This is a genomic window from Paenibacillus albicereus (assembly GCF_012676905.1).
Classification (GTDB): domain Bacteria; phylum Bacillota; class Bacilli; order Paenibacillales; family Paenibacillaceae; genus Paenibacillus_O; species Paenibacillus_O albicereus.
Genome location: NZ_CP051428.1, coordinates 1988801 through 2010745, shown reverse-complemented (window position 1 = coordinate 2010745; position 21945 = coordinate 1988801). Strand labels below are relative to the sequence as shown.

Genomic DNA, 21945 nt, shown 5'->3' with positions numbered 1-21945 from the left:
TTCTCGCTCATGCCGCAAACGCAGGGCTCAGCCCCTCTATCGTCCTCGCACCGTCCGGACGTCGGCTGCGGGAATCCGCTCGCCTTCGTACAGCAAGAAGCGTCCTTCCTGCCACTCGATGCGCAGCAGCTTCCGATCGTCGGACTGGTACTGCCATACATGGAGCTCGCCCGCAGGATGATGGGGAGCCCTGCCCTGCGCCGTCACCGGAGACGAATACTGCTCCTCCAGGAAATACTCCCGGCCGTCCAGCGCCATCGTCGACGGCACCTCCTCGATCGAGTCCAGCCGGCCGTCGATCGGCTCATACAGCGTGTATTCGGTCTGCTCGCGGTCCTCGATATGGAGATAGCGGAGCCGCGTGCCGTCCTGCAGCGTCAGAAACGTTTCCTTGCGCCGAAAATTTTTCGACTGCCCGATCACCTCGTACGTCTCCAGCGAGATTTCGCAGATGTCGCCCGGACCAAGCGTGAGGATGCTCTTTTCGGCCGCCGGCGGCTCCGGACGACGCATGAGGTTTGCGACTCGTTTGAACAAGCTCATGCCTTCGCCGCCTTATTCCGGTTTTTTGTATTGGTTCAACAGGGCCGACAGCTCATCCTCGACCTTTTTGTCGCGGCCGAGCGCCTCGAATTCCTCGTCGAGAGACTTGGCCCGATCGTTCAGGACGTTGCTTGCTTCGGCTTGCGATTCCAGGCCGAGCACCTTGTCCTCCATGCGCTTCAGGCCGGCCATCGCCGTATCGGAGCCGAATCCGCTCATCGAACGGTTGATCTCGACTTGGGCTTTGGCTGCCTGAGCCCGGGCAACGAGGGACTCGCGCTTGCTCTTGAGCTCGCCCAGCTGCTTCTGCATCTGCGCCAGCTTGTCGCGAAGCAGGTCTGCGGAAGCCTTGTTGGAATCGAAGGCCGTGCGGTATTCGTCCCGCTTGGCTTCGGCGGCTTGCTTCTCCGCGAGCGCGCGCCGGGCGAGATCGACGTTGCCGGCCTCCGCGGCGCTGTGCGCTTGCTGCAGGCGACGCTGGACGAGCTCTTCCTGCTCCTCGAGCAGCTTCTTGAACTTCTTCTCCAGGGCAATCTGGGAAGCGACCGCCTTTTCCGCATCTTCGAGATCGCTCGCCATGTCGCGGATGTACTGATCGGTCATCTTGACCGGATCCTCGGCTTTTTCGATCATGGCGTACACGTTGGACAAGGTCAGGTCACGCAGGCGCTTGAATAGAGACATGGTAGGGTTCCTCCTTGAGGGAATGAATATTTTTTTGTAAATGGTTTTGAAGTGAATCAATTTCGATCTTTTCCCTTATACGACAGCAGCTGCGAGAAGGTTTCCGAATCCGGAGCGGGAATTCATCCGGTGGGAAGAGAGGTTAGGGGCCGAGAGGCCAGGGTATACAATGAATACAGGATTCAGTCGTCCGAACGGAGGTCGTCCCGCTTGAAAATCGGAAAATTCTATCAAGCCTGCATCAGCATCATTCTTGTCCTCGTCATCCTCTATCTGCTCTCCCGGCTCGAGTTCCTCTACCGCCCCATCCTGCTCGCCTTCAATATGCTGCTGCTTCCGTTCGTCGTGTCGTTCTTCTTCTATTACCTGTTCCGGCCGCTCGTCACGCAACTGCACAAGTGGAACATGCCCAAGTGGCTCGCCGTGCTCGTGCTGTTCGTCGTGATGGCCGCCGTCGTGGCGATGCTCGTCGTGCTCGTATGGCCGACGCTGCAGTCGCAGACCGAGGGCTTCGTCGAGAACCTGCCCGCTCTCGCCAAAGAGGTGCAGGAACAGATCAACTATCTGCAGTCGCAGAATTTCGGCGGATTCAACCTGGCCGAGCTCGACTTGTCGAACAAGCTGACCGGCTACCTGGAGCAAGGCATCAACTATCTGTCCACCTATGTGCAGAATGCCGTCTCGATCGTCGCGACGATCGCGCTCGTCGTCGGCACGGTGCCGGTGCTGCTCTACTATATGCTGAAGGAAGACCGCAAGGGCTATACGTCCTTCGTCCGCTTCTCGCCCGCCAAGTACCGCGCCGACGCGATCGAAATCTTCGGCAGCGTCGACAAGATGCTGAGCGAGTTCGTCATCGGACGGGTCGTGTGCTGCCTCGCGCTCGGAGCGTTCGCCTACATCGGCTTCCTGATCGTCGACCTGCCGTACTCGCTGCTGCTCGCGCTGTTCGTCGGCGCGATGAACATGATTCCGTACATCGGGTCGATCATCGGCTCGATTCCTTGCATCCTCATCGCGTTCACCGACTCGTTCACGACGGCAGTCTGGGTGCTCGTCATCATCCTCGTCGCCCAGCAGCTCGAAGGCAATCTGATCTCGCCCTTTGTCTACGGGCGGACGATGGACATCCATCCGCTGACGACGATCATCGTCGTCCTCATCGCCGGAGCGGTGAGCGGGATCGTCGGCGTCATGATCTCGATTCCGGTCTACATGATCTTCAAGATTGTCATTCTGCAGATCGCTGAGCATTTCGAGCGCAAATCGCAGCCGGACGGCACTTCATGACGCGGTCCCGCTACACCGGCGGATTGCGCCAGACCAGCTCCACGGTCTCCAGCTCGCTAGCGCGGCAGGCCTCGTCGATGCCGACAGCCGCGATCCGCGCCTTCGGCACGCGCTTCAGCCTCAGCTCGACCTTCGTCTCGCCCAGCAGCGCCTTCTCCGACAGGAGGAGGCGCTGCTCGTCTATCCACGATGCCCGCAGCCTGCGGCCATGCGGCAGCAAGCCGTCGGCTGCGGGAAAGCCCTCCCGGTACCAGGGATGCTCGTCGCGGCCGGCAGCCCCGGGCTCATTGAGACAGACGTACAGCGACAGGCTGTCGAGCAGCTGCAGCCGCAGCAGATCGAGACGCGTCCGCTCCGGGTCCGCCCGCAGGTTCATCATGAGCCTGCGCTGGCGGACTTGTTCCGCACTCCGGAACGCTTCGCACGCCTCCCCTTCGAGAGACTCGAAAAAGGCCTGGTAGAACAGGCTGCACAGCAGCGCGGAATAAGGGCTGACCGCTTCCACCTCATCGATGCCGCGCCGGTAGTAGGCGATCTTGGGCAGCAGCGGATAATCTTCGAACGCATAGGGACGCCCGGCCGCGTCGTTCCAGATCGGCGTCTCGTCGAGCTCGATCCAGCCGCGGTCATGCTGCGCGGCCGCGTAGACGACGCCGGCGCGGAGAGAATCCGGCGGGAGCAGTTCGGGCGCGAGCGCCCGCGCGAGCTGCTCCGACACTGCCGCATGGTCATGCTGGCGGATCAGCACGAAGCTGTCCCCGCCGTCTCGGACGATCATGCTCGGTCCTCCTCCTTTGCGTGCAGCGGCACTTGCGCGTAATGCTCGACCGTAGGGAACGGGTCGTAGTAATGATGCAGCAGCGCCTTCCAGCGCTCATAGTCGGCGGATCCGCGGAATCCCTCCGTGTGGTCCTCCAGCGTCTCCCATTCGACCAGCAGCAGATAGCGCGACGGCTGCTCCAGGCAGCGGGACAGCGTATGGCGGATATAGCCGCGCATGGACGAAATGATGGCGGACGCCGTCCGGAAGTCGCGCTCGAAATCGGCTTCCTTGCCGGGGATGACGGAAAGCAGCGCATGCTCGAGAATCATGGTCGATCGGCCTCCTTGCGTCTTTTGCACTCCTGATGCAGCCTTCCTTCCTCAAGCGCTGCGGGTGCTTACCCGATACCTCTTCGCGCCCGGCGGCCCGTTTTCCCGCTTGCGGCGGGAAATTCCTCGGCATGCGTTGCCAAACCGACCGGCTTCCGGTAAGATAGGCGAAGGAAAGTTAAAGGGCTTTAATTTTTGAAGATGCTTTCGCTGCGCCGTGGAACGCAAGCTTGTCTGACGACGAAAACGCAAGCTTGTCCGACGAAGAAGCGGAACCGCTCTTTTTTTCTCAAAAGTTTAAGCGATTTAATTTCAAGAAAGGAGCTGGCCATGAAACCAAGCATCTTCGACGTCGCCAAGCGCTCCGGTCTGTCCGTCGTCACCGTGTCCCGCGTGCTGAACGGCTCCGGCAACGTCCGCGAGAAGAACCGGCTCAAGGTGCAGCAGGCGATGAAGGAGCTCGGATACCGTCCGAACTCGGCGGCCCAGTCGCTCGCCAAGGGCAAGACGGGCGTGGTGGGCCTGCTGCTGTCGACGCTGCAGGACTCGGTGTTCGATGCGATCGTCAAGAGCGTGCACGACGAGCTCGCCGGGCACGGCTATTTCCTGGCGCTGTCCGTATCGCCGAGCTGCCGGGAGCCGGGAAGCAGCTTCCTCATGGAGAAGGATCGGGTCGACGGCATGATTATCCTGTCGCCGACCTGGGAGGACGAGCTGATTCCCGAGCTGGAGCGAAAAGGTATCCCGTACTCGATCATCGACAACCAGAACCCCGCTTATGACTTGTCGGCCGTACAGGTCGGGCATTACTCCGGCGGCTATGCGGCCGGCAAGCATCTGGTGGAGCTCGGCCATGAGTCGATCGGCCATCTGAGCGGACCCGGCAACTACAAGAGCACGATCGACCGGCAGAACGGATTCCTCAAGGCGCTGGCCGAGAACGGGCTGGAGCCGGTGTTCATCGAGGAAGGAACCTACTCCATGGACACGGGCTACGACGCCGCGAAGCGCTGGCTGGCGGAAGGACGGCTGCCGGAGGCGCTGTTCTGCGGGGACGACTACATCGCCGTCGGCGTGCTCAACGCGCTGCAGGAAGCGGGACGCTCCATTCCCGGAGACCTGTCGCTCGTCGGCTACGACGACCAGAACCTGGCGACGCTGCTGCATCCGAAGCTGACGACCGTCGCCCAGCCCGTGCAGCAGATCGCCCGCTGCGCGGTCGACGGGCTGCTCGCCCAGATGGAAGGGCGCGAGGCGCCCCCGCCGATCGTACTGAAGCCCGAGCTCGTCGTGCGCGAGAGCACCGCTCCGCCTCACTCTTACTTGAAGGAGAATACCCCATGAGCTACTACCTCGGCGTCGATGCCGGAGGCACCAAGACGCATGCGCTCATCTCCGATGCCGAAGGACGCATCGTCGGCAAAGGCATGGCCGGCGGCGGCAACCACCAGAACGGCCGCGAGTCCGCCCGCCGCAATCTCGACGCCGCCGTGACCGAGGCGTTGCGGCAAGCGGGCATCGAGCGCGCCCAGCTCGCTCGCTCCTGCTTCGGCTTGGCCGGAGCCGACCGGCAAGCCGACTTCGACATCCTGCACCCGCTGCTCGGCAGCATCGGCTTCACGGAACGCTACGACGTCGTTTGCGACACGATCATCGGCCTCCGGGCCGGCACGTCGAGGCCGTACGGCGTCTCGGTCATCTGCGGCACGGGCGTCAACTGCGCCGGCGTGAGCCCGACCGGCGACACGTACCAATGCGGCGGCTTCAGCTATATGTACGGAGATTTCGGAGGCGGCGGCGGGCTTAACGTCGAGGCATTCCGCACCGTCATCCGCTCGTGGGACGGCCGCGAAGGCCCGACGAAGCTGACCCCGCTGCTGCTCCAGCTGCTTGGCTACCCGACGGTCGAGGCGATGTTCCACGACTATCTCGACCGCTCGCTCGGCGTGCCGACCGATGCCGCGCGCCTGCTGTTCCGGGCCGCCGCCGAGGGCGACGAGGCCGCCATCCGCATCCTGACCCACCAGGGCGAGGAGCTCGCGTTGTCTGTCAAAGCCGTCATCGAGCGGCTCGGCATGCAAAAGCTTCCGTTCGACGTCGTGCTGGCAGGCAGCCTGCTGACGCGCGGCGACCATGGCTGGATCAGCGGCCCGATCGCCGCGATGCTGCGCGAGGCCGCTCCGCGGGCTTCGCTCGTCAAGCTCGACGTCGAGCCCGTCGTCGGCGCCCTCTGGAGCGCGCTCGAGGCGGACCGCATCGACATCACGCCGGACATGTACGCGCGGATGCGCCAGCACCGCGAGTTCGACGAGATCGCAATTCCTAATCTTTCACGAAAAGAGGACATGGACCATGACTGAACAAAAAGGCCTCAAGATCGCCGTCATCGGCGGCGGCTCCTCCTACACCCCCGAGCTCGTCGAGGGCTTCATCCGCTATCATGACTCGCTGCCCGTGCGCGAGCTGTGGCTCGTCGACATCGAGCCGGGCCTCTGGAAGCTGAACATCGTCGGCGAGCTGGCGAAGCGCATGGTCGAACGCTCCGGGCTGCCGATCGAGGTGCATCTGACGACCGACCGCCGCGCGGCGATCGCCGGCGCCGACTTCGTCAGCACGCAGATGCGCGTCGGCATGCTGGAGGCGCGCGGCCAGGACGAGGCGATCCCGCTCAAGTACGACGTGATCGGCCAGGAGACGACCGGGCCCGGCGGCATGATGAAGGCGCTCCGCACCATTCCGGTGCTGCTCGACATCTGCCGGGACATCGAGGAGCTGGCTCCGGACGCGTGGCTGCTCAACTTCACCAACCCGGCCGGCATGGTCACCGAGGCGATCCGCAAGCACTCCAAGGTCAAGAGCATCGGGTTGTGCAATGCCCCGATCGGCCTGCTCAAATGGCTTGCCGGCAAATACGATACGACGACGGACCGCGTCTACGCCGAGTTCGTCGGCCTGAACCATCTCCACTGGGTCAGCCGCGTCACGGTCGACGGCATCGACCGGCTGCCCGAGCTCGTCCGCGGCGAGGACAGCTTCTCCGCCAAAAACGTCTCCGGCTCCGACTGGGATCCCGCGTTCATCTCCGGCCTGAACGCCCTGCCCTCCTACTATCTCAAATACTTCTACATGACCGACGCGATGCTCGCCGACCAGAAAGCGGCGTTCGAAAAGGACGGCAACCGCGCCGAGGTCGTGAAGCGCGTCGAGAAGGAGCTGTTCGAGCTGTACCAGGACCCCGAGCTGAAGGAAAAGCCGAAGCAGCTGGAGCAGCGCGGCGGCGCCTACTACTCCGAGGCGGCGGTCAACCTGATGCGCTCGCTCCACAACGGCACCGGGGACGTGCAGACGCTGAACGTGCCGAACAACGGCATCCTGCCGTTCCTGCCGGACGACGCCTGCATCGAGGTCAACTGCGTCGTCACGAGCGGCGGCCCGATCCCGCTGCAGCTGACGGCCGTGCCGGCTCCGTCGATCGGCCTCATCCAGGCCGTCAAGACGTACGAGTCGCTCGCGATCGAAGCCGCCATCAGCGGCGATCGCAGCATCGCGCTGCAGGCGCTGGCGCATCATCCGCTCGTGCCGTCGGTCAGCGTCGCCAAGGCGATGCTGGACGAGATGCTGGAGGCGAACCGGGCGTATTTGCCGAAGTTTTTCGAGAATTAGTTCATCGCAACCAGCCAAATGAAGGCAGCCCTGCTCCATGGATCGCACATCCATGATGCAAGGCTGCCTCTTTTTCGTCTCCTTTGTCAGGAAGGAACGTAGATTCGTTTCAGCGGAATCAATGCCTGCTTCTCGATTGGCATCTTATCGTACCAGTCCTGTACAAGCTCGACCAGAGCGGAAAGGTCGATGAGCTTCATACCATTGTGTCTGGCTGACGATTTGGCCGCTGCCGTAAATCCGCCGGTTGAAACAAAAATACAGCTGGCTCCATTTGGATTAGCCCCAAGGAGCTGCTGGATTTCCGGTCCGCTGCTCGCGACGTGTCTATGCTTGACTTGAACTTTGATAATCGGCTGTTCAAACCCAAAAACGTCTCGATGAGCTAAAATATCTACGCCTCCATCAGGTCCCTTAGGACTCACCGTCACCTGATACCCCATCGCTTCCAGCAGGCCTGCTACCAAGTCCTGCATCTGCCACGGATCAAGCTTGTCGATCCGATCCTCGACCATGGACTTGGCTTTTTCAATAAAATCTTCATGGTTGTATTCTTCCACTTCATCCATCTCGTCCTGAACGAGAATGGGCTCCGGCAAAGTGCCTTCCAGCGAAGCTTCTTCCAACAAAGCTTGCAGCTCCACTCCCCAGTTGTCGACTCTGAAGAACGTTAGAATGCCGCCCAAAGAATTTTTAGCCCCGGGTGAAAGGCTGTCTCTCGGAATTCTCTTTTCTTCCCATGCAACGGAAATAACATGGGGATAATTAGAATCAATGATGTCTGGCCGAAATTGATGCGTTTGCGTAACCGTTCCAACCATGTATTCTCTTGTTTCCTTTGAGTAGGTAATGACGCGGTCCCCAAGGGAAACTTCGTTGAAATATCGCCAAACCTGTCTTGCCCACGCAAGTCTTGTACCCGGCTTCTCCTCGCGATATACGAGATCCGCTTTTGCCAATAGGCTTTCCTTAGATGCGTATTGCCTTGGATCGCCAAGCTCAGGCCATCCGATTGAAGCCACTTGCTTTCCCCGCCATTTCGAAATCAATTCATTATTGTCTCCAGCCCGCACCATCCACCATTTCATCGACTTTTTACCCCCACATGCTTTGATTCCGACCTGATCTCGACCATTTCCAACGAACCCAAAAACCCGCGCACCGCCGCGTCATACTTCTCCGGCGCTTTTTGCCGTGCCGCGCCGTGCTCCGCGCCCGGCACGACGAGCAGCTCCTTCGGCTGCGGACATGCCTCATGCAGCTTGACCCCCATCCAGGTCGGCACGAACGTGTCCGCTCCGCCATGGATGAACAGCATCGGAACCTTGGCCTGCCGCACCTGCTTCAGCGCCGACGCCTCTCCGAACGAGTAGCCTGCCAGCAGCTTGGTCAGCCCGCTCGTCAGCGGCAGGAACGGGAACGGCGGCAGCTTGTACATGCGCTTCAGCTGGAACGTCAGCTCGTCCTTGACCGACGTGTACGGACAGTCCGCGACAATCGCCTTGACCTGCGGCGGCAGCGCCTCGCCCGCCGTCATGCAGACGGTCGCTCCGCCCATCGAGATGCCGTGCAGCACGATTTCCGAGCCGGTCCCGACTCGCTCCGACACCCACCTGATCCAGCCGAGATAGTCCTTGCGCTCCGGCCATCCGAAGCCGATGTAGCTGCCGCCGCTGCGGCCGTGACCGCGCGCGTCCGGCATCAGCACGTTCCAGCCGAGCTCCTCGGCGTAAAAGCGGGCGAAGCCCGCCATCTGCTTGGCCTCGCCGGAATAGCCGTGCGCGAGGATCGCCGTCCGGGCGCTTCCGCCCGGCGCCGGCAGCCAGATGGCCCTCAGCTTCAGGCCGTCCTGCGACAGCAGCTCCGCGTCCTCCGGCGCGCGCTCGCGCAGCCACGCCTGATGGTCGGCCGTGCTGCCCTCCCCCGCCTCGGGCTCCGGCAGCTGCGGCAGATCGGGGTCGCCCTCCAGGTACGTCTTGGGCGAGCGATGGATCGCCATGCGGTAGAAGTAGACGGTAACCGCGAGCAGCAGCGCGGCGAGCGCGCCGGCAGCAGCGGCGATCCAGATGAAAGCTTGCGTCATGTCAGGTTCAGTCCTCTTTCCTATGCCTATAGTCGTTCTAGGGTGGTCGGAGCGCCGCCGTTCAGCGCAGCGGTTGCTCCCGCATGACGGCGCGGGCCGCATAGCCCCCGCTCAGTGCGCTCGAAAGCGTCCCGGGGCCGGGATAGACGCTCTCGCCGGCGAGATAGAGGCGCGGCTGGCCGCTGAACAGCCCGCGCGGCCGCAAGATCGCCTCTCGCACCGTCATGGGCGTGCCGCCCACACGGGCCTTGCCGATGAACCGCTCGTACGTCGCCGGAGTTCCGGCTTCGCCGGCAGGCTCTCCCATCCCGCGCAGCGCCGGAACGACGCGAGCCGCTTCCTCGCGCAGCGCTCGGCTCAGCTCGCGCTTGCGAGCGGCATACTCGCTCCGCTGCAAGCCCGTCCAGCCTGCGGCCGGCGCATGGGCCGAGACGGTGAGCAGCCGCTCGCCGTCTTCTTCGGGATGCAGCGTCGCATAGACCGGGCCCTCCAGGTCGCCGATGAGAGCGGCATTCGCCGGCGAGGGCTTGATCTGCCAGGCGAACGGCAGCCCATGCGCCAGCTCCGGCGGCGGCTCGGCTCCGGTTCCGGCAAAAGCCTCGGCCCCCAGCCGCAGGTCCAGCCGCACCGCTCCCCAGCCGCCGACGTCGGCCGGCAGGCCGGGCAAGCCTGTCTCCGGCAAAGGCTCGGCTCCGAAACTCCCGTCCGCCTCCTCCGACGGCGGGCTTGCCGCTGCGGCGTCCGGCTGCCCCAGCCCGAGCTCCAGCCGCCCGGTCGCATTCACCACGGCGTCGAAGCGATGCTCGCCGCGCCGCGTGACCGCGACCCAGCCGCCGCCGTCGGCCGGCTCCAGCCGCAGCGCCTCCTCGCGCCGGCGCAGCTCGCCTCCGTCCGCAAGCAGCCGCGCCTCCAGCGCTTCGGCCAGCTCGCCCGTCCCTCCCGGCAGAGCGAAGCTGCCGCGCCGGTAGATGTCGAGCGCCAGGCTCGCCGGCAGCAGCGCCGCCTGCTCCGCGCCGACTTGCGCCGCGTCCATCAGCTGCAGGTCGAGGAACTCGCGCAGCGGCCGGTAGTCCTCCAGTCCGCAGCGGCGGAGCAGCTGCCCGACCGTCCACAGCGAATAGCGGCCCAGCCGCGCCGCCAGCTCGGGCCGGCGCAGCAGCAGGACCGGCAGCCGCCCGAGCTGATACGCGCGCCGCAGCGGCAGCGCCGGCTCCGCGCGCGTCAGCTCATGCACCGATTCCGCGATCGTGGCGAGCCGCCGCCAGAACCGCAGCACCGCCTCTCCGCGCTCCGGAAACGCTCTCCGGAGCTCCTGTTCCCACTCGTCCCGCCCGGCCAGCACGCGCACGGTCCGGTCGGACAGCACGACGTCCATCGGATGAGCCAGCGGCCGCGGCCGCAGTCCGAGCTCCAGCGGACGGAACAGCTCGTCCAGCAAGCCGCCCGGCTCCAAGCCGAACAGAATCGTCGCTCCCGCCGGGAACCGCTTTCCCTTTCGCATGTAGAATCCGGCGCTGCCGCCGGGATAGAACGCTTTCTCCAGCACGGTCACCGCATAACCTTGCCGGGCGAGCAGCGCCGCAGCGGCCAATCCCGCCATGCCGGCGCCCAATACGCCAATCTTCATGCCGCCACCTGCTTTTCGTCCGTTTTTGCCCCCGCTCCAGGTCGTCCGCAGTTGACCGTATTATACCAATCGTCCGCTCCGAACGGAACGGCAAGCCGGCCGCGCAACTAAAAAAAGCCGGCCGCGTCGAAAACGCGGCCGGCCGAAGGCCCGCAAGCGGGCTGTTTTTATTTCAACACCTTGACGCGCTCCTCGATCGGCGAGAACTGCTTCTCTCCGGCCGGAGCCACCGGCTTGCCGAACGGCATCTGCGCGATCAGCTTCCAGCTTTCCGGCACGCCGAACTCCTTCTGCACCTGCTCGTCGATGAGCGGGTTGTAATGCTGCAGCGTCGCGCCGAGGCCTTCCGCCTCCAGCGCCGTCCAGACGACGAGCTGCAGCATGCCGGAGGAGTGGGCGCTCCATTTCGGGAAGTTGTCCTGATAGGCGACGAACTGCTCCTGCAGGCTGCGCACGACATGCTCGTCCTCGAAGAACAGCACGGTGCCGTAGCCCGCCTTGAATCCGGCCATCTTCTCCTCGGTGGAGCTGAAGCCTTCGCCTCCGCCCGTCACGACGCGCAGCGTCTCGAGCGTGAAGTCCCACAGCTTGTCCGACTGCTCGTCGAACAGGATGACGACGCGGGCGCTCTGCGAGTTGAAGGCCGACGGCGTATGCTTGACGGCTTCTTCGATGATCGACTGCACCTTCTCGACCGGCACGACTTTCTCCTTGCTGATGGCGTACAGGGAACGGCGGTTCTTGATGGCGTCCAGGAATGCTTGCGAAGACATCGGAATCCCTCCATGAGTTGGTAGTCCAGGTTCAAATCCCAGCATGAGTAAAGTTACCTACTTTTCTAGTGTAACTTATTTTCAATTCCAGCGCAATCCTCTCCTCGCGCATGGACCGCTGCCCTCGGGACAGCCCTCCGGCGACTGCTCAAGTTTACCCCGAGCGGCCGATTTTGAACCGGATCAGCTGGTCCGACTGTCCAAGCTCCTTCAAGATCCGTTCCTGATGCGCGCCGAAAAGGTCCAGATGCGGGTATTCGCTGCGGCGGTGGATGTAGCGGGGCTCGAAGCCGTGGCTCCGGCACCATCGCTCGAGCTTGCCGAGGTCGCTGCAGCCGACCTTGGTGACGCTCGTCATGCCGGGAAAGCGCTCGTCGATCCAGAAATGGGTCAGCAGCGCGATCTCCCCGCGCGCGACGGCTTGCTTCCACGCATGCAGCTCCCTTCTGCCGATGCCGAACGCCATCGGCTTCTTTACGCCTCCCCGGTGTATTCTACGATCGCCTTGACGCGGCCGACCTGTCCGTCCTGCAGCCGGACCTTGATGCCGTGCGGATGCGTCGGCGAGCTGGTGAGGATGTCCTTGACGACGCCGCGCGTCAGCTTGCCGGAGCGCTGGTCCTGCTTGAGCACGATATCGACGGTCAGTCCCGAGCGGATGTCGATGCGTTTCTGAATGGCCATGTGCCTTTTCTCCCCTTCCCGTTGGCTGAGCGGTCCCCGCGCCTTCCCGCCGGGGCTCGTGCGAAAAAGAGTACCACAGACCTCCTCCGCTTGGCAAAATCCGGCCCTAAACGCGTCATTGCGATGTGCATCCCGCCGCGGCGGCGTGTTATACTGAAGGAATAAGCAGACGCTGGCTTATCGGCCGCGCTGCACTTATCCAGAAATGAGGAATCTCAACTTATGTCATCCCCTTTTTCCGCCCTCGGCATCCGGGAGGAGCTTGTCGCCTTGCTTCACCAGGAAGGCATCCTGACTCCGACTCCCGTCCAGGAGACGGCCATTCCGGCGCTTCTCCAGGGCAAGGACGCCATCGTGCAAGCCCAGACGGGCACCGGCAAGACGCTGGCGTTCGCGCTTCCGATCCTGGAGGGCATCCATTCCAATAAAAGCTACACCCAAGCGCTCATCCTGACGCCGACGCGCGAGCTGGCGATCCAGATCAGCGGCGAGCTGGCCAAGCTCGCGCCGGCGCTCGGCGTATCCGTGCTGGCTGCCTACGGCGGCCAGGACGTCGAGTCGCAGATCCGCAAGCTGAAAAACCCGCCTCACGTCGTCATCGCGACGCCGGGCCGGCTGCTCGACCATCTGCGCCGCGAGACCGTGACGCTGAGCTCGATCCGCATGCTCGTGCTGGACGAGGCCGACCAGATGCTGCACATGGGCTTCCTCCAGGAGGTCCAGGCAATCATCGACCAATGCTCGCTCAAGCGCCAGACGATGCTCTTCTCGGCGACGATGCCGGGTCCGGTCAAGCAGCTGGCCGCCCGCTACATGGACGTGCCGGAGGACATCCGCATCCGCAGCGCGGCCGTCACGCTCGACGCCATCGAGCAGCGGGTCGTCGATACGACGGACCGCAACAAGCAGGCGCTGCTGCTGGCGATGCTCGATGCCGAGAATCCCTACCTCGCCGTCGTCTTCTGCCGCACCAAGCTGCGCGCCAAGAAGCTGACCGAGGCGCTCCAGGAAACCGGCGTGCCGGCGGACGAGCTGCACGGCGACCTGACGCAGGCCAAGCGGGAGACGGTCATGAAGCGGTTCCGCAGCGCCAAGCTGCAGGTGCTCGTCGCGACCGACGTCGCCGCGCGCGGCCTCGACGTCGAAGGCGTCACTCATGTGTTCAACTATGACGCGCCGACCGACGGCGACACGTACATCCACCGCATCGGCCGCACCGGACGCGCGGGCGAGTCCGGCGTCGCCATCACGTTCGCCACTCCGCGCGACCGGATGAGCCTGGAGACGATCGAGCAGAAGATCCGCGCCAAGCTCAAGCATGTGCCCGGCTCCAAGTACGGCGTCGGCCAGGGCGCTTCGGCGGACCAGGACGAGCCTGGGAAAGCGCGTCCGCGGCGGACAAGCGACGCATCCTCGCGCGGCGGGGCGCGCGCTGGCGGCTCCCGTGCTGGCGGCGGCCGCAAAAGCGGCACAGGCGCGGCAGCCCATGCTGGCAGCGCCTCCCGCTCCGGCGGCTTCGGCCGCCGCGACGAAGCACGCGGCACGGCTCGCGGCGCTTCCTCCCGCAGCGACGCGGCTCGCAGCAGCTCATCCGCCCGCTCCGCTGGCGCCCGCCCGGAAGCTCGCGTCGCCAGCTGGAGCGACGAGCCGCGCGGCGGAGCCCGCAGCGGCGGCGGCGGAGCCCGCAGCGGCGGCGGCAGCGCCCGCGGCGGCTCCGCAGGGGCCGGCCGCGGCACGGCTGCCCGCTCGGCCGCTGGACCGCGCAGCGGCAAGCCCACTTCCGGCGGCACCCGCTCCGCAGGCTTCGGCCGCGGCAGCAAGCCTGCCTCAAGCGGCGGACGCTCCTCCTCGCCTCGCGCGGGCGGAGCCAAGCCGGGCGGACGCAGCGGCAAGCCTTCTCCGGGCGGACGCTCCGGCGGCCAGGGCAAGCGCGGCCGGTAACGGCCCTCCCCCTCGCCCGAGCCTATTTCTCGGACATTCGGGCGTTTGCCCCGGACCAATCAAGCGGGCGGGCATAGACTGAAGTACAAAGCAGCTCAAAAGCTGCCGCTTGGTCAGAGGAGGGAATCCAATGTCCGTCGCAGGCTTCGGTGGAGGTTATACCGGCACCGCTACGATTCTGGTGCTGTTCATCCTGCTCGTTATCGTTTCCCAGGTTTTCCTGTACTAAAGCAAGTCACGCAAAGAAACCGCCTTTCTCCGGAAGGGCGGTTTCTTTGCGGTTAAGTTAAGCTTGCATTCGGTGCGCTGCTCCGCGAGCCGCCGTGCCGGCGGGCGCATCAAGAGTGGACGCCGCTGCCTTCGTGGCGGATGGCCGGCGAGCCGGCGGCGGTCTCCAGGCGGACGCCTGCAGCGCGCATTTTGACGACGATCTTGCGCAGGCTTTCGACGGAGAGATGGAACTTCTTCTCCAGGTCGGCCAGCGTCAATCCCTTCAGATAGCAGCGGTAGATGTCCTCGTTGCGGCGCTGGATGAGCTTGCGCGACCCGCTCAGCTCGCCCCATGCGGCGCGGCGCTCCTGCTGCTTCGGGATGTAGATCAATTCCCCGTTGATGTATTTCTGCAGCTCTTTCAGCAGACTAGGGGGAAGCACGTCTTTTCCATTTTTGTAGTTCAAGGTTTCCTACCTCCTCGATTGCATAACCCTTTACGACCAGACGGCGGCTTGCGGCAACGATGCCTTTTGCGTTTGCAGCAACACGAACGATTTGATTGTTCATTTTGCGCTTCCTCCTTTCGAAATTTGCCCCTGCGATGGGGGGTGGCGGTATCGCCATTCCAATTGTATTCGTTTGCGGACGACGGGTTTCCTGCTAGACGAAAAAAAAAAGACGAAGGGAGGCCTCCCGGCCTCCCTCATGGCACGGGCCTCCGCTTTACGCGGAGACCACCTCGTATGCCTGATCCATTTCAATCAGCCTCCTTCCACTAGAGGATGTGTCGGCCCGACATCTCTATTAAGCCATAGCTTTCCATCCTTCGGCAAGAAACAACTTGGCTATAGCTGTTTTTTACCGCAGCTTCTCCCGGTACGCCTTGAGCGCGTCGGCCTGCAGCGAGGCCAGCTCCTCCTCGGTCAGCTCCCGGTACGAGCCGATCGGCAGCCTGTCGTCGAGGACAAGCGGTCCCATGGACACCCGCTTGAGATGGACGACCCGGCCTCCGGCGGCCTGGAACATGCGCTTCACCTGGTGGAACTTGCCTTCGCGGATCGTCAGCCGGATGGACGACAGCACGCCGCCGTCCGCTTCCTCCCCGGGATCGGCCGAGTCCGCCTCCCGCGAGCCGAGAACCTCCAGCTCGGCCGGCATCGTCACATAGCCGTCGTCCAGCTCGACTCCGGTCTGGAACAGCGCTCTTTCCCGCTCTCCGACCGGATCGGCCGACCGCACGAGCGCCTCGTACGTCTTGGGCACATGCTTGCGCGGGGAGAGCAGCTCGTGCGCGAGCTGGCCGTCGTTCGTGAGCAGCAGCAGCCCGACCGTGTCCTTGTCGAGCCGGCCGACCGGGAACGGCTCCAGCACGCGATCCTCCGGCGCGAGCAGATCGATGACGGTGCGCTCGCGACCATCCTCCGTCGCCGAGATGACGCCGGGAGGCTTATGGAGCATCAGATAAATTTTGTCGCGGAAAAGGACGGTCTGCCCGTCCAGCTCGACCTTTTCCTGCTGCGGGTCGACGATCCGACCGCTGTCCTTCTCGGCCTGCCCGTCTACGGCGACGCGGCCAGCCTTGACGATCCGCTTGATCTCGGCTCGCGACCCATGCCCCATGCTCGAGAGCAGCTTGTCCAGCCTGATTCTCCGGCTCATGGCTCAACCTCCTTTTATTGCGGCTGCCTTCAAGAAAAAAGCGGAGCCTCGTCGGCTCCGCCTGCGATCCTTCTTGCCTGCCTTTTACGCGAGCGGCTTACTCCAGCTCTTCGGCCTGCGGCGGGCTCTTGCGGGCCTTGTGCAGCGAGGACTGGATTTCGCCGGACAGCTGCTTGAGGCCGAACGTGTCCCCCTGCTCCCACAGCTCGTTGAACTTGAGCTGGAATTGCACCGCCTCCCGCACCTTGCGGTAGAAATACAAGTCCTGGATGTCGCTCAGCACCTTATTGACGATGTTGGAGCCTTCCTCGAAGCCGATCTGCGCGTCGAGAATCTCGCTGCGGATGCTCGACATTTCATTGTCGAGGTTGAACGCCGCCTCCGCCGCCTTGCGCAGCCGAAGCTTCACGTCATCGGGCAGGCTCTCCTTGAATTTGTAGTTGAGCGAGTGCTCGATCGTCGCCCAGAAATTCATCGCGAGCGTGCGGATCTGGATCTCCGCCAGCACCTTCTTGAATCCGAGCGCCGTCTGCACGGGATATTCCACGATCATATGATAGCTGCGGTAGCCGCTGTCCTTGTAGTTCGTCACATAATCCTTCTCATAGACGAGCTTCAGATCCTGCCTCGAGCGGACGATCGCGGCCACGCGCGTGATGTCGTCGACGAACTGGCACATGATGCGGATGCCGGCGATGTCCTCGATGCCCGTCTCCAGCTGATCCATCGGCACGCTCAGCCTGCGCGCCTTTTCGAGGATGCTGGAGATTTTCTTCACCCTGCCGGTGACGAATTCGATGGGAGCGTAGGACTCCCTGGCCTTCAATTCCGAACGGAGCGTTTTGAATTTGACCTTCATTTCCTCGACTGCCTGTTCATAAGGCTGCAAAAAAAGATTCCAATCCCGGCCGTCCATCCGTCCGCCTCCTGTCTGTCATTGATGATCGGCGCCGATAGCCTCCTCGATCGAGCCGTAGCCGTCTCGGCGCAGCAGCGCGACGAGTCCGGCCGCGATATCCTTGACGATGCCCGGGCCGCGGTAGATCATGGACGTGTAGATTTCCACGAGCGACGCTCCGGCCTTGATCTTGGCGTAGGCATCCTCGGCCGTGAAGATGCCCCCCGAGCCGATGATCGGCAGCTTGCCGCCGGTCTTCCGGTACAGCTCGGAGACGACCTCCGTCGAGCGCTCGCGCAGCGGACGGCCGCTGAGGCCGCCGGCTTCGCCGCGGTTCGCATGGCCGAGCCCGTCGCGGCTCAGCGTCGTATTGGTCGCGATGATGCCGCTGACGCCGCTCTCGGCGATCGTCTCCGCGGTCAGCGCGAGCTGTTCGCCGGTCATGTCCGGGGCGATCTTGACGAGTACGGGCTTCGGACGCGCGCCGGAACGGGACGCCTGGGCGGCGATCTCCGAGGTGACCGCGGCGAGCAGCGTGCGCAGCTCGTCGCCGTGCTGCAGCGCTCGCAGATCCGGCGTATTGGGCGAGCTGATGTTCACGACGAACAGGTCGGCATGCTCATGCAGCTTGCGGATGCAGGTTATGTAGTCTTGATGGGCGAGCTCGTTCGGCGTCGACTTGTTCTTGCCGATGTTGACGAAGACGGGAATCTTGCGCCGCTCCAGCGCCGCGAGCCGCCCCGCCATCGCATCTGCCCCGTCGTTGTTGAAGCCCATCCGATTAATCAGCGCTTCGTCCGACGGGAGGCGGAACAGCCTCGGCAGCTCGTTGCCCGGCTGCGCCAGAGGCGTCACCGTGCCGACCTCCATGAATCCGAATCCGACGCTGGAAAATCCGGGGACGGACTTGGCGTTCTTGTCCAGGCCCGCCGCCAGTCCGACCGGATGGCGGAAGTCGAGGCCGAACAGCTCCATGCGCAGCTCGGGCAGGTCAGGCACGCCGTACAAGCCCTCCAGCATCGAAGCCATGCCCGGCACGCGGGACGCTTGATGCAGCCCGTCGATGACCAGGTGATGGGCTTTTTCCGGGTCCATGCGGAAGAACACCGGCTTCAAAACCGATTGATACAGCAACCCCTTCACTCCCGTTCCTACAGAAAATGCTCTGCCCTTCAGTTTATCGCGTTCCGCCCGAAAAGGAAAGAGCGGCGCGGAAAGCGAGCGCTTGCAGACAAGAACTTCCCCCCGCCCGGATCGGACTATTGCCGGTCCGGCGCGCAAGCGATTACAATAAGAACAGACAGGCCCGCGGCGGCCGGCAGGAAAGGGGATGAACACGATGAGCGCTGCAAAACGAAAGCCTCCCACGATGAAGCAGGTCCAGAAGGAAGAGCCGAACCGCAAGGCGATCGCCGTCTTTTCGGCCGTCTTCGGCATCTTCGCGGTCGCGATGATCACGCTGCTGATCGTTTATTCCTAAGCGCGCGGAGCTCGGCCTACAGCCAGTCGTAGCGCTTGCCGGGGTTTTCCTCGAGAGCCGCGGGTTCGACCCGGTACCGGCTCTTTTTCGGCTGCCCGGATTCGGGCTGCAGCCGCTCCAGCCCGCCTTCCTGGATCGTCACCGGCGTGCCGATCGGGACCAGGTCGTACAGCTCCTCCACCTCTTCCCTGCCGAGCCGGACGCAGCCGAGGGACTCGTCCTTGCCGACGGAGTCCGGCTCGTCCGTTCCGTGGATGGCATACCGGGTATCGGAGAGCGTCATGCCGCGGCTGCCGAAGCTGCCGGTCGCGCTTCCATTCGGATTCCGCACCTTCTCGCTGATTTCGAAGCGGCCGAGCGGCGTCCGTTCGCCCCCGAGTCCTGCCGCATAGACCCGAACCGCCACAGGACCGCTGAATAGGGCGAGCCGGCGGGACTTCGTATCGACGACGATGCGGTAGCGGTCCTCCATCGCCTGCGCGAGCCGCCCGCGGCCCGGCTCCGCCTCAGGAGCGGCACCGCCGGCCGAGCCTTGCGCGGCCGCCGTCTTCTTCTCCTGCGCTTCCTGCAGCCACTCGGCGAACCGCGCCTCCATGCCTTCCGCCCTTCCTGCCAGCACGTTGTCCGGGTAAGGGCGCAGCAGCTCCTCCAATCGGGCAGGCCATCTGCCATAACGGTCGTTATAGCTCCGGATGCCGCTGACGACCGACCAGCGCTGCTCCTGCAGCTCCTTTTCGCGGCGCACGGCCTCATCGACGGCCGGCGACAAGCCGCTTTCGCAGTCGCAGCCTTCCTTGCCCTCGGGCTCCTGCAGCAGATACCCGCCTGCCGTGCGGCTGGCCTGAGCCGCTCCGGCCGCCGCCGAGCGCCAGCGGTAGTGCGCTCCCGTCACCGGCAGCGTCAGCGCTGCGGCCTGCTCCTCCCCGCCTGACGTCGCCAAAGCGGCAGCGACAGCAGCCGCCCCTTCCGCAAAGCTTTTTCCGTCCACCCATACGATGCCGATTTTTTCTTCGGCCTGCCGCTCCGGCTTGGACACGGCAGGCGGCCGCTCGCCCGGGGCGTCCTGCGCCGCTTGCCTTGCCGTTCCAGGCGCCCAGGAAGCAGCCGGCAGCAGCGCCATGCCGGCAGCAGCCAGAATCAAGGCGCGCGCAGCCGTCCTGGCGATGCGGCCGCGCCGGGGCTCGTTCCAGCGGTCCAGCCAATCGTCCGCCGCCAGATTTTCGAACGGGTGGGGCTCGTTCTCGTAGGCCTCGTAGATCGGGCCCGACCGAAGATAGCAGTAATTCGCCTTGCCCTCCTTGCCCAGCGCGGCGTATGTCTTGCCCAGCAGAAACCACGCCATCCGATTGGACGGGTTGGAGACCAGATAGCGCTTGAGCTCCTCCAGGCGCTGCTCCGCCGCCGGCTCCGCTTCCTGCGGCGCGCCCGGGCCTCGTTCCTTCTCGTTCACACTTGACCGCTCCCTTTCTCCGCACCTCTAGGATATACATCGGCCGTTTGCCGCTCCGGCTCCATGAGGCCGCGGTCCCGTACCGCGAAAAAGCCTGCCCGGGAACCCGGGCAGGCAGCATGAGAGCGAGAATCTCGATTACATATTAAATGGCTCGTCGGCGATCTTGATGGAGTCGGTCGGACATCCGTCGCACGCGTCCTGCAGATCGTCGAACAGATCGTCCGGAATGATCTTCGTGCCCGTGTTGCCGTCGCTTTCGTAGATCGTCTCGGCAAGACCCTCGTCATCGTAATCGTAAATATCCGGGGCCGTCGCGCCGCATGCTCCGCACGCGATGCACGTATCTTTATCGACCCATGTATATTTGCCCATGGTGTTCCCTCCTCCAATAGATGAAGCCTGTGGCCTTGCATAATCAAGTAAGAGTATTCTTACCCGTTATCGGCCTGTCTGTACACATCAATTTATAACAAAATCCTCATCGATTTGCAAGGAGGTGCCGCGCAGCTTGCGGTTGCGGATGAGCGCCGACGGGTCCTCTCCCAGCATGCCCGCCGTCAGCACGGCGCTCTCCCCGAATTTGTCCCGGAGCGCGTCCATCGCCTTGGTCAGCGCTTCCCGCCGCGGCTCCTGCTCGTAATCGAACAGATCGAGCTGCACCGCCGCGCTGTCCTTGGGCTGCAGGCTCTGCAGCGTGATGCCGAGCAGCCGCACCGGCACCGGCGTCGGCCAGTGCTCGTCGAAGAGGCGGCAGGCCTCGCGGTGGATGCTCGCCGCGTCTTCCAGCGTCTTGTCCAGCGTCCGGGAGCGAGTATAGGTCGTCATGTCCGGCAGCCGCACCGTAATCTGCACGCAGCCGGCGACGAAGCCCTTGCGCCGCATCCGCCGGGCCGTCTGATCGGCAAGGTTGAGCAGCACCCGGTGGATATCCGATCGGGCCGACAGGTTCTCGGGCAGCGTCGTCGTATGGCCGACGGACTTGCTCGCCTCTCTCGCCTCGCGCACCGGCGAGCGGTCGATGCCGCGAGCGGCATCCTTCATGTGAGCCCCGTACACGCCGAACTGGGACAGCAGCAGCGACTCATCCGCCGCCGCGAGCTGGCCGATCGTGCGGATATTGAGCTTGCGCAGCTTGTCGGCCGTCTTGCGTCCGATGCCGAACAGCTGGTCGCATGGCTTGTCCCAGAGCAGCCGCGGCACGTCGCGGATGCGCAGCACGGTCAGCCCGGACGGCTTCTTCATATCCGATGCCATCTTGGCGAGCAGCTTGTTCGGACCGATGCCGACCGAGCACGGCAGCGACCATTCCAGCCGGATGCGGCGCTGGATCGTCTCGGCGATCTCGATCGGAGCGCCGAACAGCGACGAGCCGGTGATGTCGAGGTAGCATTCGTCGATCGATACCGTCTCCATAACCGGCGAATAGGAGGCGGCGATCTGCCGAAAGCCGAGCGAGTAGCGCCGGTACAGATCGAAGTCCGGCCGGATCAGGATCAGCTCGGGGCACAGCTCCAGCCCCTGGCGGACGGTCATGCCGGTGCGCACGCCCTTGGCGCGCGCCGGGTAGGAGCAGGTGACGATGATTCCTTTGCGCAGCTCCACGCTGCCCGCCACCGCCGTCGGCTTGCCCGCGTATTTCTCCGGCTCCTCCGCCTCGTGGACCGAGCAATAGAAGGCGTTCATGTCCAGGTGCAGGATGATCCGCCCTTTCCGCGCTTCTTTGCCGGCTTCCGCTTCCGCCATGAGCTCGCCTCCTTTGCGCTGTCCTCTTTCCTCTAGTAGAAGCATACCTCCCCCCTTCCGGAGGGTCAACCGCGAGGAAAATTGCACTTTCTCTTCTATCCTGCGCAGCCGCGGTGTTA

At 64.0% G+C, this 21945-nt stretch carries 25 protein-coding genes; 7 read left to right on the top strand and 18 right to left on the bottom strand.

The genetic code is table 11. The annotated features are described in order from the left end of the window. Positions 1-36: 36 nt before the first annotated feature. A complete protein-coding gene (locus HGI30_RS08685; protein ID WP_168907266.1) occupies positions 37-543 on the bottom strand; it encodes a DUF4178 domain-containing protein in 507 nt (168 codons plus the stop codon). Positions 544-555: 12 nt separating this feature from the next. Then, positions 556-1227 (bottom strand): PspA/IM30 family protein, encoded by a 672-nt coding sequence (locus HGI30_RS08680; protein ID WP_168907265.1) that lies wholly within the window; start codon positions 1225-1227, stop codon positions 556-558. A 210-nt stretch (positions 1228-1437) separates the two neighbouring features. Here HGI30_RS08680 and HGI30_RS08675 point away from each other — a divergent pair, with 210 nt between their 5' ends. Beyond that, on the top strand, positions 1438-2517 hold the full coding sequence (locus HGI30_RS08675; RefSeq protein WP_168907264.1) for an AI-2E family transporter: 1080 nt from the start codon (positions 1438-1440) through the stop codon (positions 2515-2517). 10 nt (positions 2518-2527) lie between these two features. Here HGI30_RS08675 and HGI30_RS08670 read toward each other — a convergent pair whose 3' ends face one another. Then, positions 2528-3295 (bottom strand): DUF3891 family protein, encoded by a 768-nt coding sequence (locus HGI30_RS08670; RefSeq protein WP_168907263.1) that lies wholly within the window; start codon positions 3293-3295, stop codon positions 2528-2530. Then, a complete protein-coding gene (locus HGI30_RS08665; protein WP_168907262.1) occupies positions 3292-3609 on the bottom strand; it encodes an antibiotic biosynthesis monooxygenase family protein in 318 nt (105 codons plus the stop codon). The genes HGI30_RS08670 and HGI30_RS08665 overlap by 4 nt, the downstream gene beginning before the upstream one ends. Positions 3610-3939: 330 nt before the next feature. Between HGI30_RS08665 and HGI30_RS08660 the strand changes: the two genes are divergently transcribed. Genes HGI30_RS08660 through HGI30_RS08650 form a run of 3 tightly spaced genes read left to right on the top strand, consistent with a single transcriptional unit; the run spans position 3940 to position 7272 of the window. After that, entirely contained in the window at positions 3940-4953 is a 1014-nt protein-coding gene (locus HGI30_RS08660) for a LacI family DNA-binding transcriptional regulator (RefSeq protein ID WP_168907261.1), read from the top strand. After that, the gene (locus HGI30_RS08655; RefSeq protein WP_168907260.1) at positions 4950-5969 is read left to right on the top strand and encodes an N-acetylglucosamine kinase; all 1020 of its coding nucleotides are present in this window, start codon (positions 4950-4952) and stop codon (positions 5967-5969) included. Before HGI30_RS08660 ends, HGI30_RS08655 begins: the two co-directional genes overlap by 4 nt. Further along, a complete protein-coding gene (locus HGI30_RS08650) occupies positions 5962-7272 on the top strand; it encodes a 6-phospho-beta-glucosidase (protein ID WP_168907259.1) in 1311 nt (436 codons plus the stop codon). Before HGI30_RS08655 ends, HGI30_RS08650 begins: the two co-directional genes overlap by 8 nt. Positions 7273-7358: 86 nt before the next feature. On the opposite strand, the gene HGI30_RS08645 is transcribed toward HGI30_RS08650, so the two are convergent. From HGI30_RS08645 to HGI30_RS08620, 6 genes are all read right to left on the bottom strand, one after another. Next, positions 7359-8360 (bottom strand): restriction endonuclease, encoded by a 1002-nt coding sequence (locus HGI30_RS08645; RefSeq protein WP_235680370.1) that lies wholly within the window; start codon positions 8358-8360, stop codon positions 7359-7361. Next, complete coding sequence (locus HGI30_RS08640) at positions 8357-9355, bottom strand: alpha/beta hydrolase (protein ID WP_168907258.1); 999 nt, start codon at positions 9353-9355, stop codon at positions 8357-8359. The genes HGI30_RS08645 and HGI30_RS08640 overlap by 4 nt, the downstream gene beginning before the upstream one ends. 61 nt (positions 9356-9416) lie before the next feature. Continuing rightward, positions 9417-10982 (bottom strand): phytoene desaturase family protein, encoded by a 1566-nt coding sequence (locus tag HGI30_RS08635; RefSeq protein ID WP_168907257.1) that lies wholly within the window; start codon positions 10980-10982, stop codon positions 9417-9419. A gap of 167 nt (positions 10983-11149) precedes the next feature. Next, positions 11150-11755: a nitroreductase family protein gene (locus HGI30_RS08630; protein WP_168907256.1), complete on the bottom strand. Its 606-nt coding sequence runs from the start codon at positions 11753-11755 to the stop codon at positions 11150-11152. Between the two features lie 154 nt (positions 11756-11909). After that, entirely contained in the window at positions 11910-12221 is a 312-nt protein-coding gene (locus HGI30_RS08625) for a hypothetical protein (RefSeq protein ID WP_168907255.1), read from the bottom strand. 8 nt (positions 12222-12229) lie between these two features. Further along, complete coding sequence (locus HGI30_RS08620; protein WP_168907254.1) at positions 12230-12439, bottom strand: YwbE family protein; 210 nt, start codon at positions 12437-12439, stop codon at positions 12230-12232. A 222-nt stretch (positions 12440-12661) separates the two neighbouring features. On the opposite strand from HGI30_RS08620, the gene HGI30_RS08615 reads away from it, so the two are divergent. Beyond that, positions 12662-14380, top strand: coding sequence for a DEAD/DEAH box helicase (locus HGI30_RS08615; RefSeq protein ID WP_168907253.1), 1719 nt, complete (start codon positions 12662-12664; stop codon positions 14378-14380). 130 nt (positions 14381-14510) lie between these two features. Further along, entirely contained in the window at positions 14511-14609 is a 99-nt protein-coding gene (locus HGI30_RS08610; RefSeq protein ID WP_168907252.1) for a YjcZ family sporulation protein, read from the top strand. Between the two features lie 109 nt (positions 14610-14718). On the opposite strand, the gene HGI30_RS08605 is transcribed toward HGI30_RS08610, so the two are convergent. From HGI30_RS08605 to HGI30_RS08585, 5 genes are all read right to left on the bottom strand, one after another. Then, entirely contained in the window at positions 14719-15057 is a 339-nt protein-coding gene (locus HGI30_RS08605; RefSeq protein ID WP_168907251.1) for a CD3324 family protein, read from the bottom strand. Next, on the bottom strand, positions 15020-15160 hold the full coding sequence (locus tag HGI30_RS08600) for a hypothetical protein (protein WP_168907250.1): 141 nt from the start codon (positions 15158-15160) through the stop codon (positions 15020-15022). The genes HGI30_RS08605 and HGI30_RS08600 overlap by 38 nt, the downstream gene beginning before the upstream one ends. Before the next feature lie 291 nt (positions 15161-15451). Continuing rightward, positions 15452-16252, bottom strand: a complete 801-nt coding sequence (locus HGI30_RS08595; protein ID WP_168907249.1) for a pseudouridine synthase — start codon at positions 16250-16252, stop codon at positions 15452-15454. Between the two features lie 97 nt (positions 16253-16349). Next, entirely contained in the window at positions 16350-17168 is an 819-nt protein-coding gene (locus HGI30_RS08590; protein WP_168907248.1) for a GTP diphosphokinase, read from the bottom strand. Between the two features lie 18 nt (positions 17169-17186). Continuing rightward, positions 17187-18284 (bottom strand): quinone-dependent dihydroorotate dehydrogenase, encoded by a 1098-nt coding sequence (locus HGI30_RS08585; RefSeq protein WP_206110054.1) that lies wholly within the window; start codon positions 18282-18284, stop codon positions 17187-17189. 205 nt (positions 18285-18489) lie between these two features. On the opposite strand from HGI30_RS08585, the gene HGI30_RS23035 reads away from it, so the two are divergent. Next, the gene (locus HGI30_RS23035; RefSeq protein WP_206110052.1) at positions 18490-18630 is read left to right on the top strand and encodes a hypothetical protein; all 141 of its coding nucleotides are present in this window, start codon (positions 18490-18492) and stop codon (positions 18628-18630) included. 16 nt (positions 18631-18646) lie between these two features. Here HGI30_RS23035 and HGI30_RS08580 read toward each other — a convergent pair whose 3' ends face one another. The 3 genes from HGI30_RS08580 to HGI30_RS08570 all read right to left on the bottom strand — a co-directional run bounded on the left by HGI30_RS08580 (position 18647) and on the right by HGI30_RS08570 (position 21826). Continuing rightward, positions 18647-20080, bottom strand: a complete 1434-nt coding sequence (locus HGI30_RS08580) for a L,D-transpeptidase (protein ID WP_168907247.1) — start codon at positions 20078-20080, stop codon at positions 18647-18649. A gap of 138 nt (positions 20081-20218) precedes the next feature. Next, positions 20219-20455, bottom strand: coding sequence for a ferredoxin (locus HGI30_RS08575; RefSeq protein ID WP_168907246.1), 237 nt, complete (start codon positions 20453-20455; stop codon positions 20219-20221). Between the two features lie 87 nt (positions 20456-20542). After that, positions 20543-21826: a DNA polymerase IV gene (locus HGI30_RS08570; RefSeq protein WP_168907245.1), complete on the bottom strand. Its 1284-nt coding sequence runs from the start codon at positions 21824-21826 to the stop codon at positions 20543-20545. Positions 21827-21945: the final 119 nt, after the last annotated feature.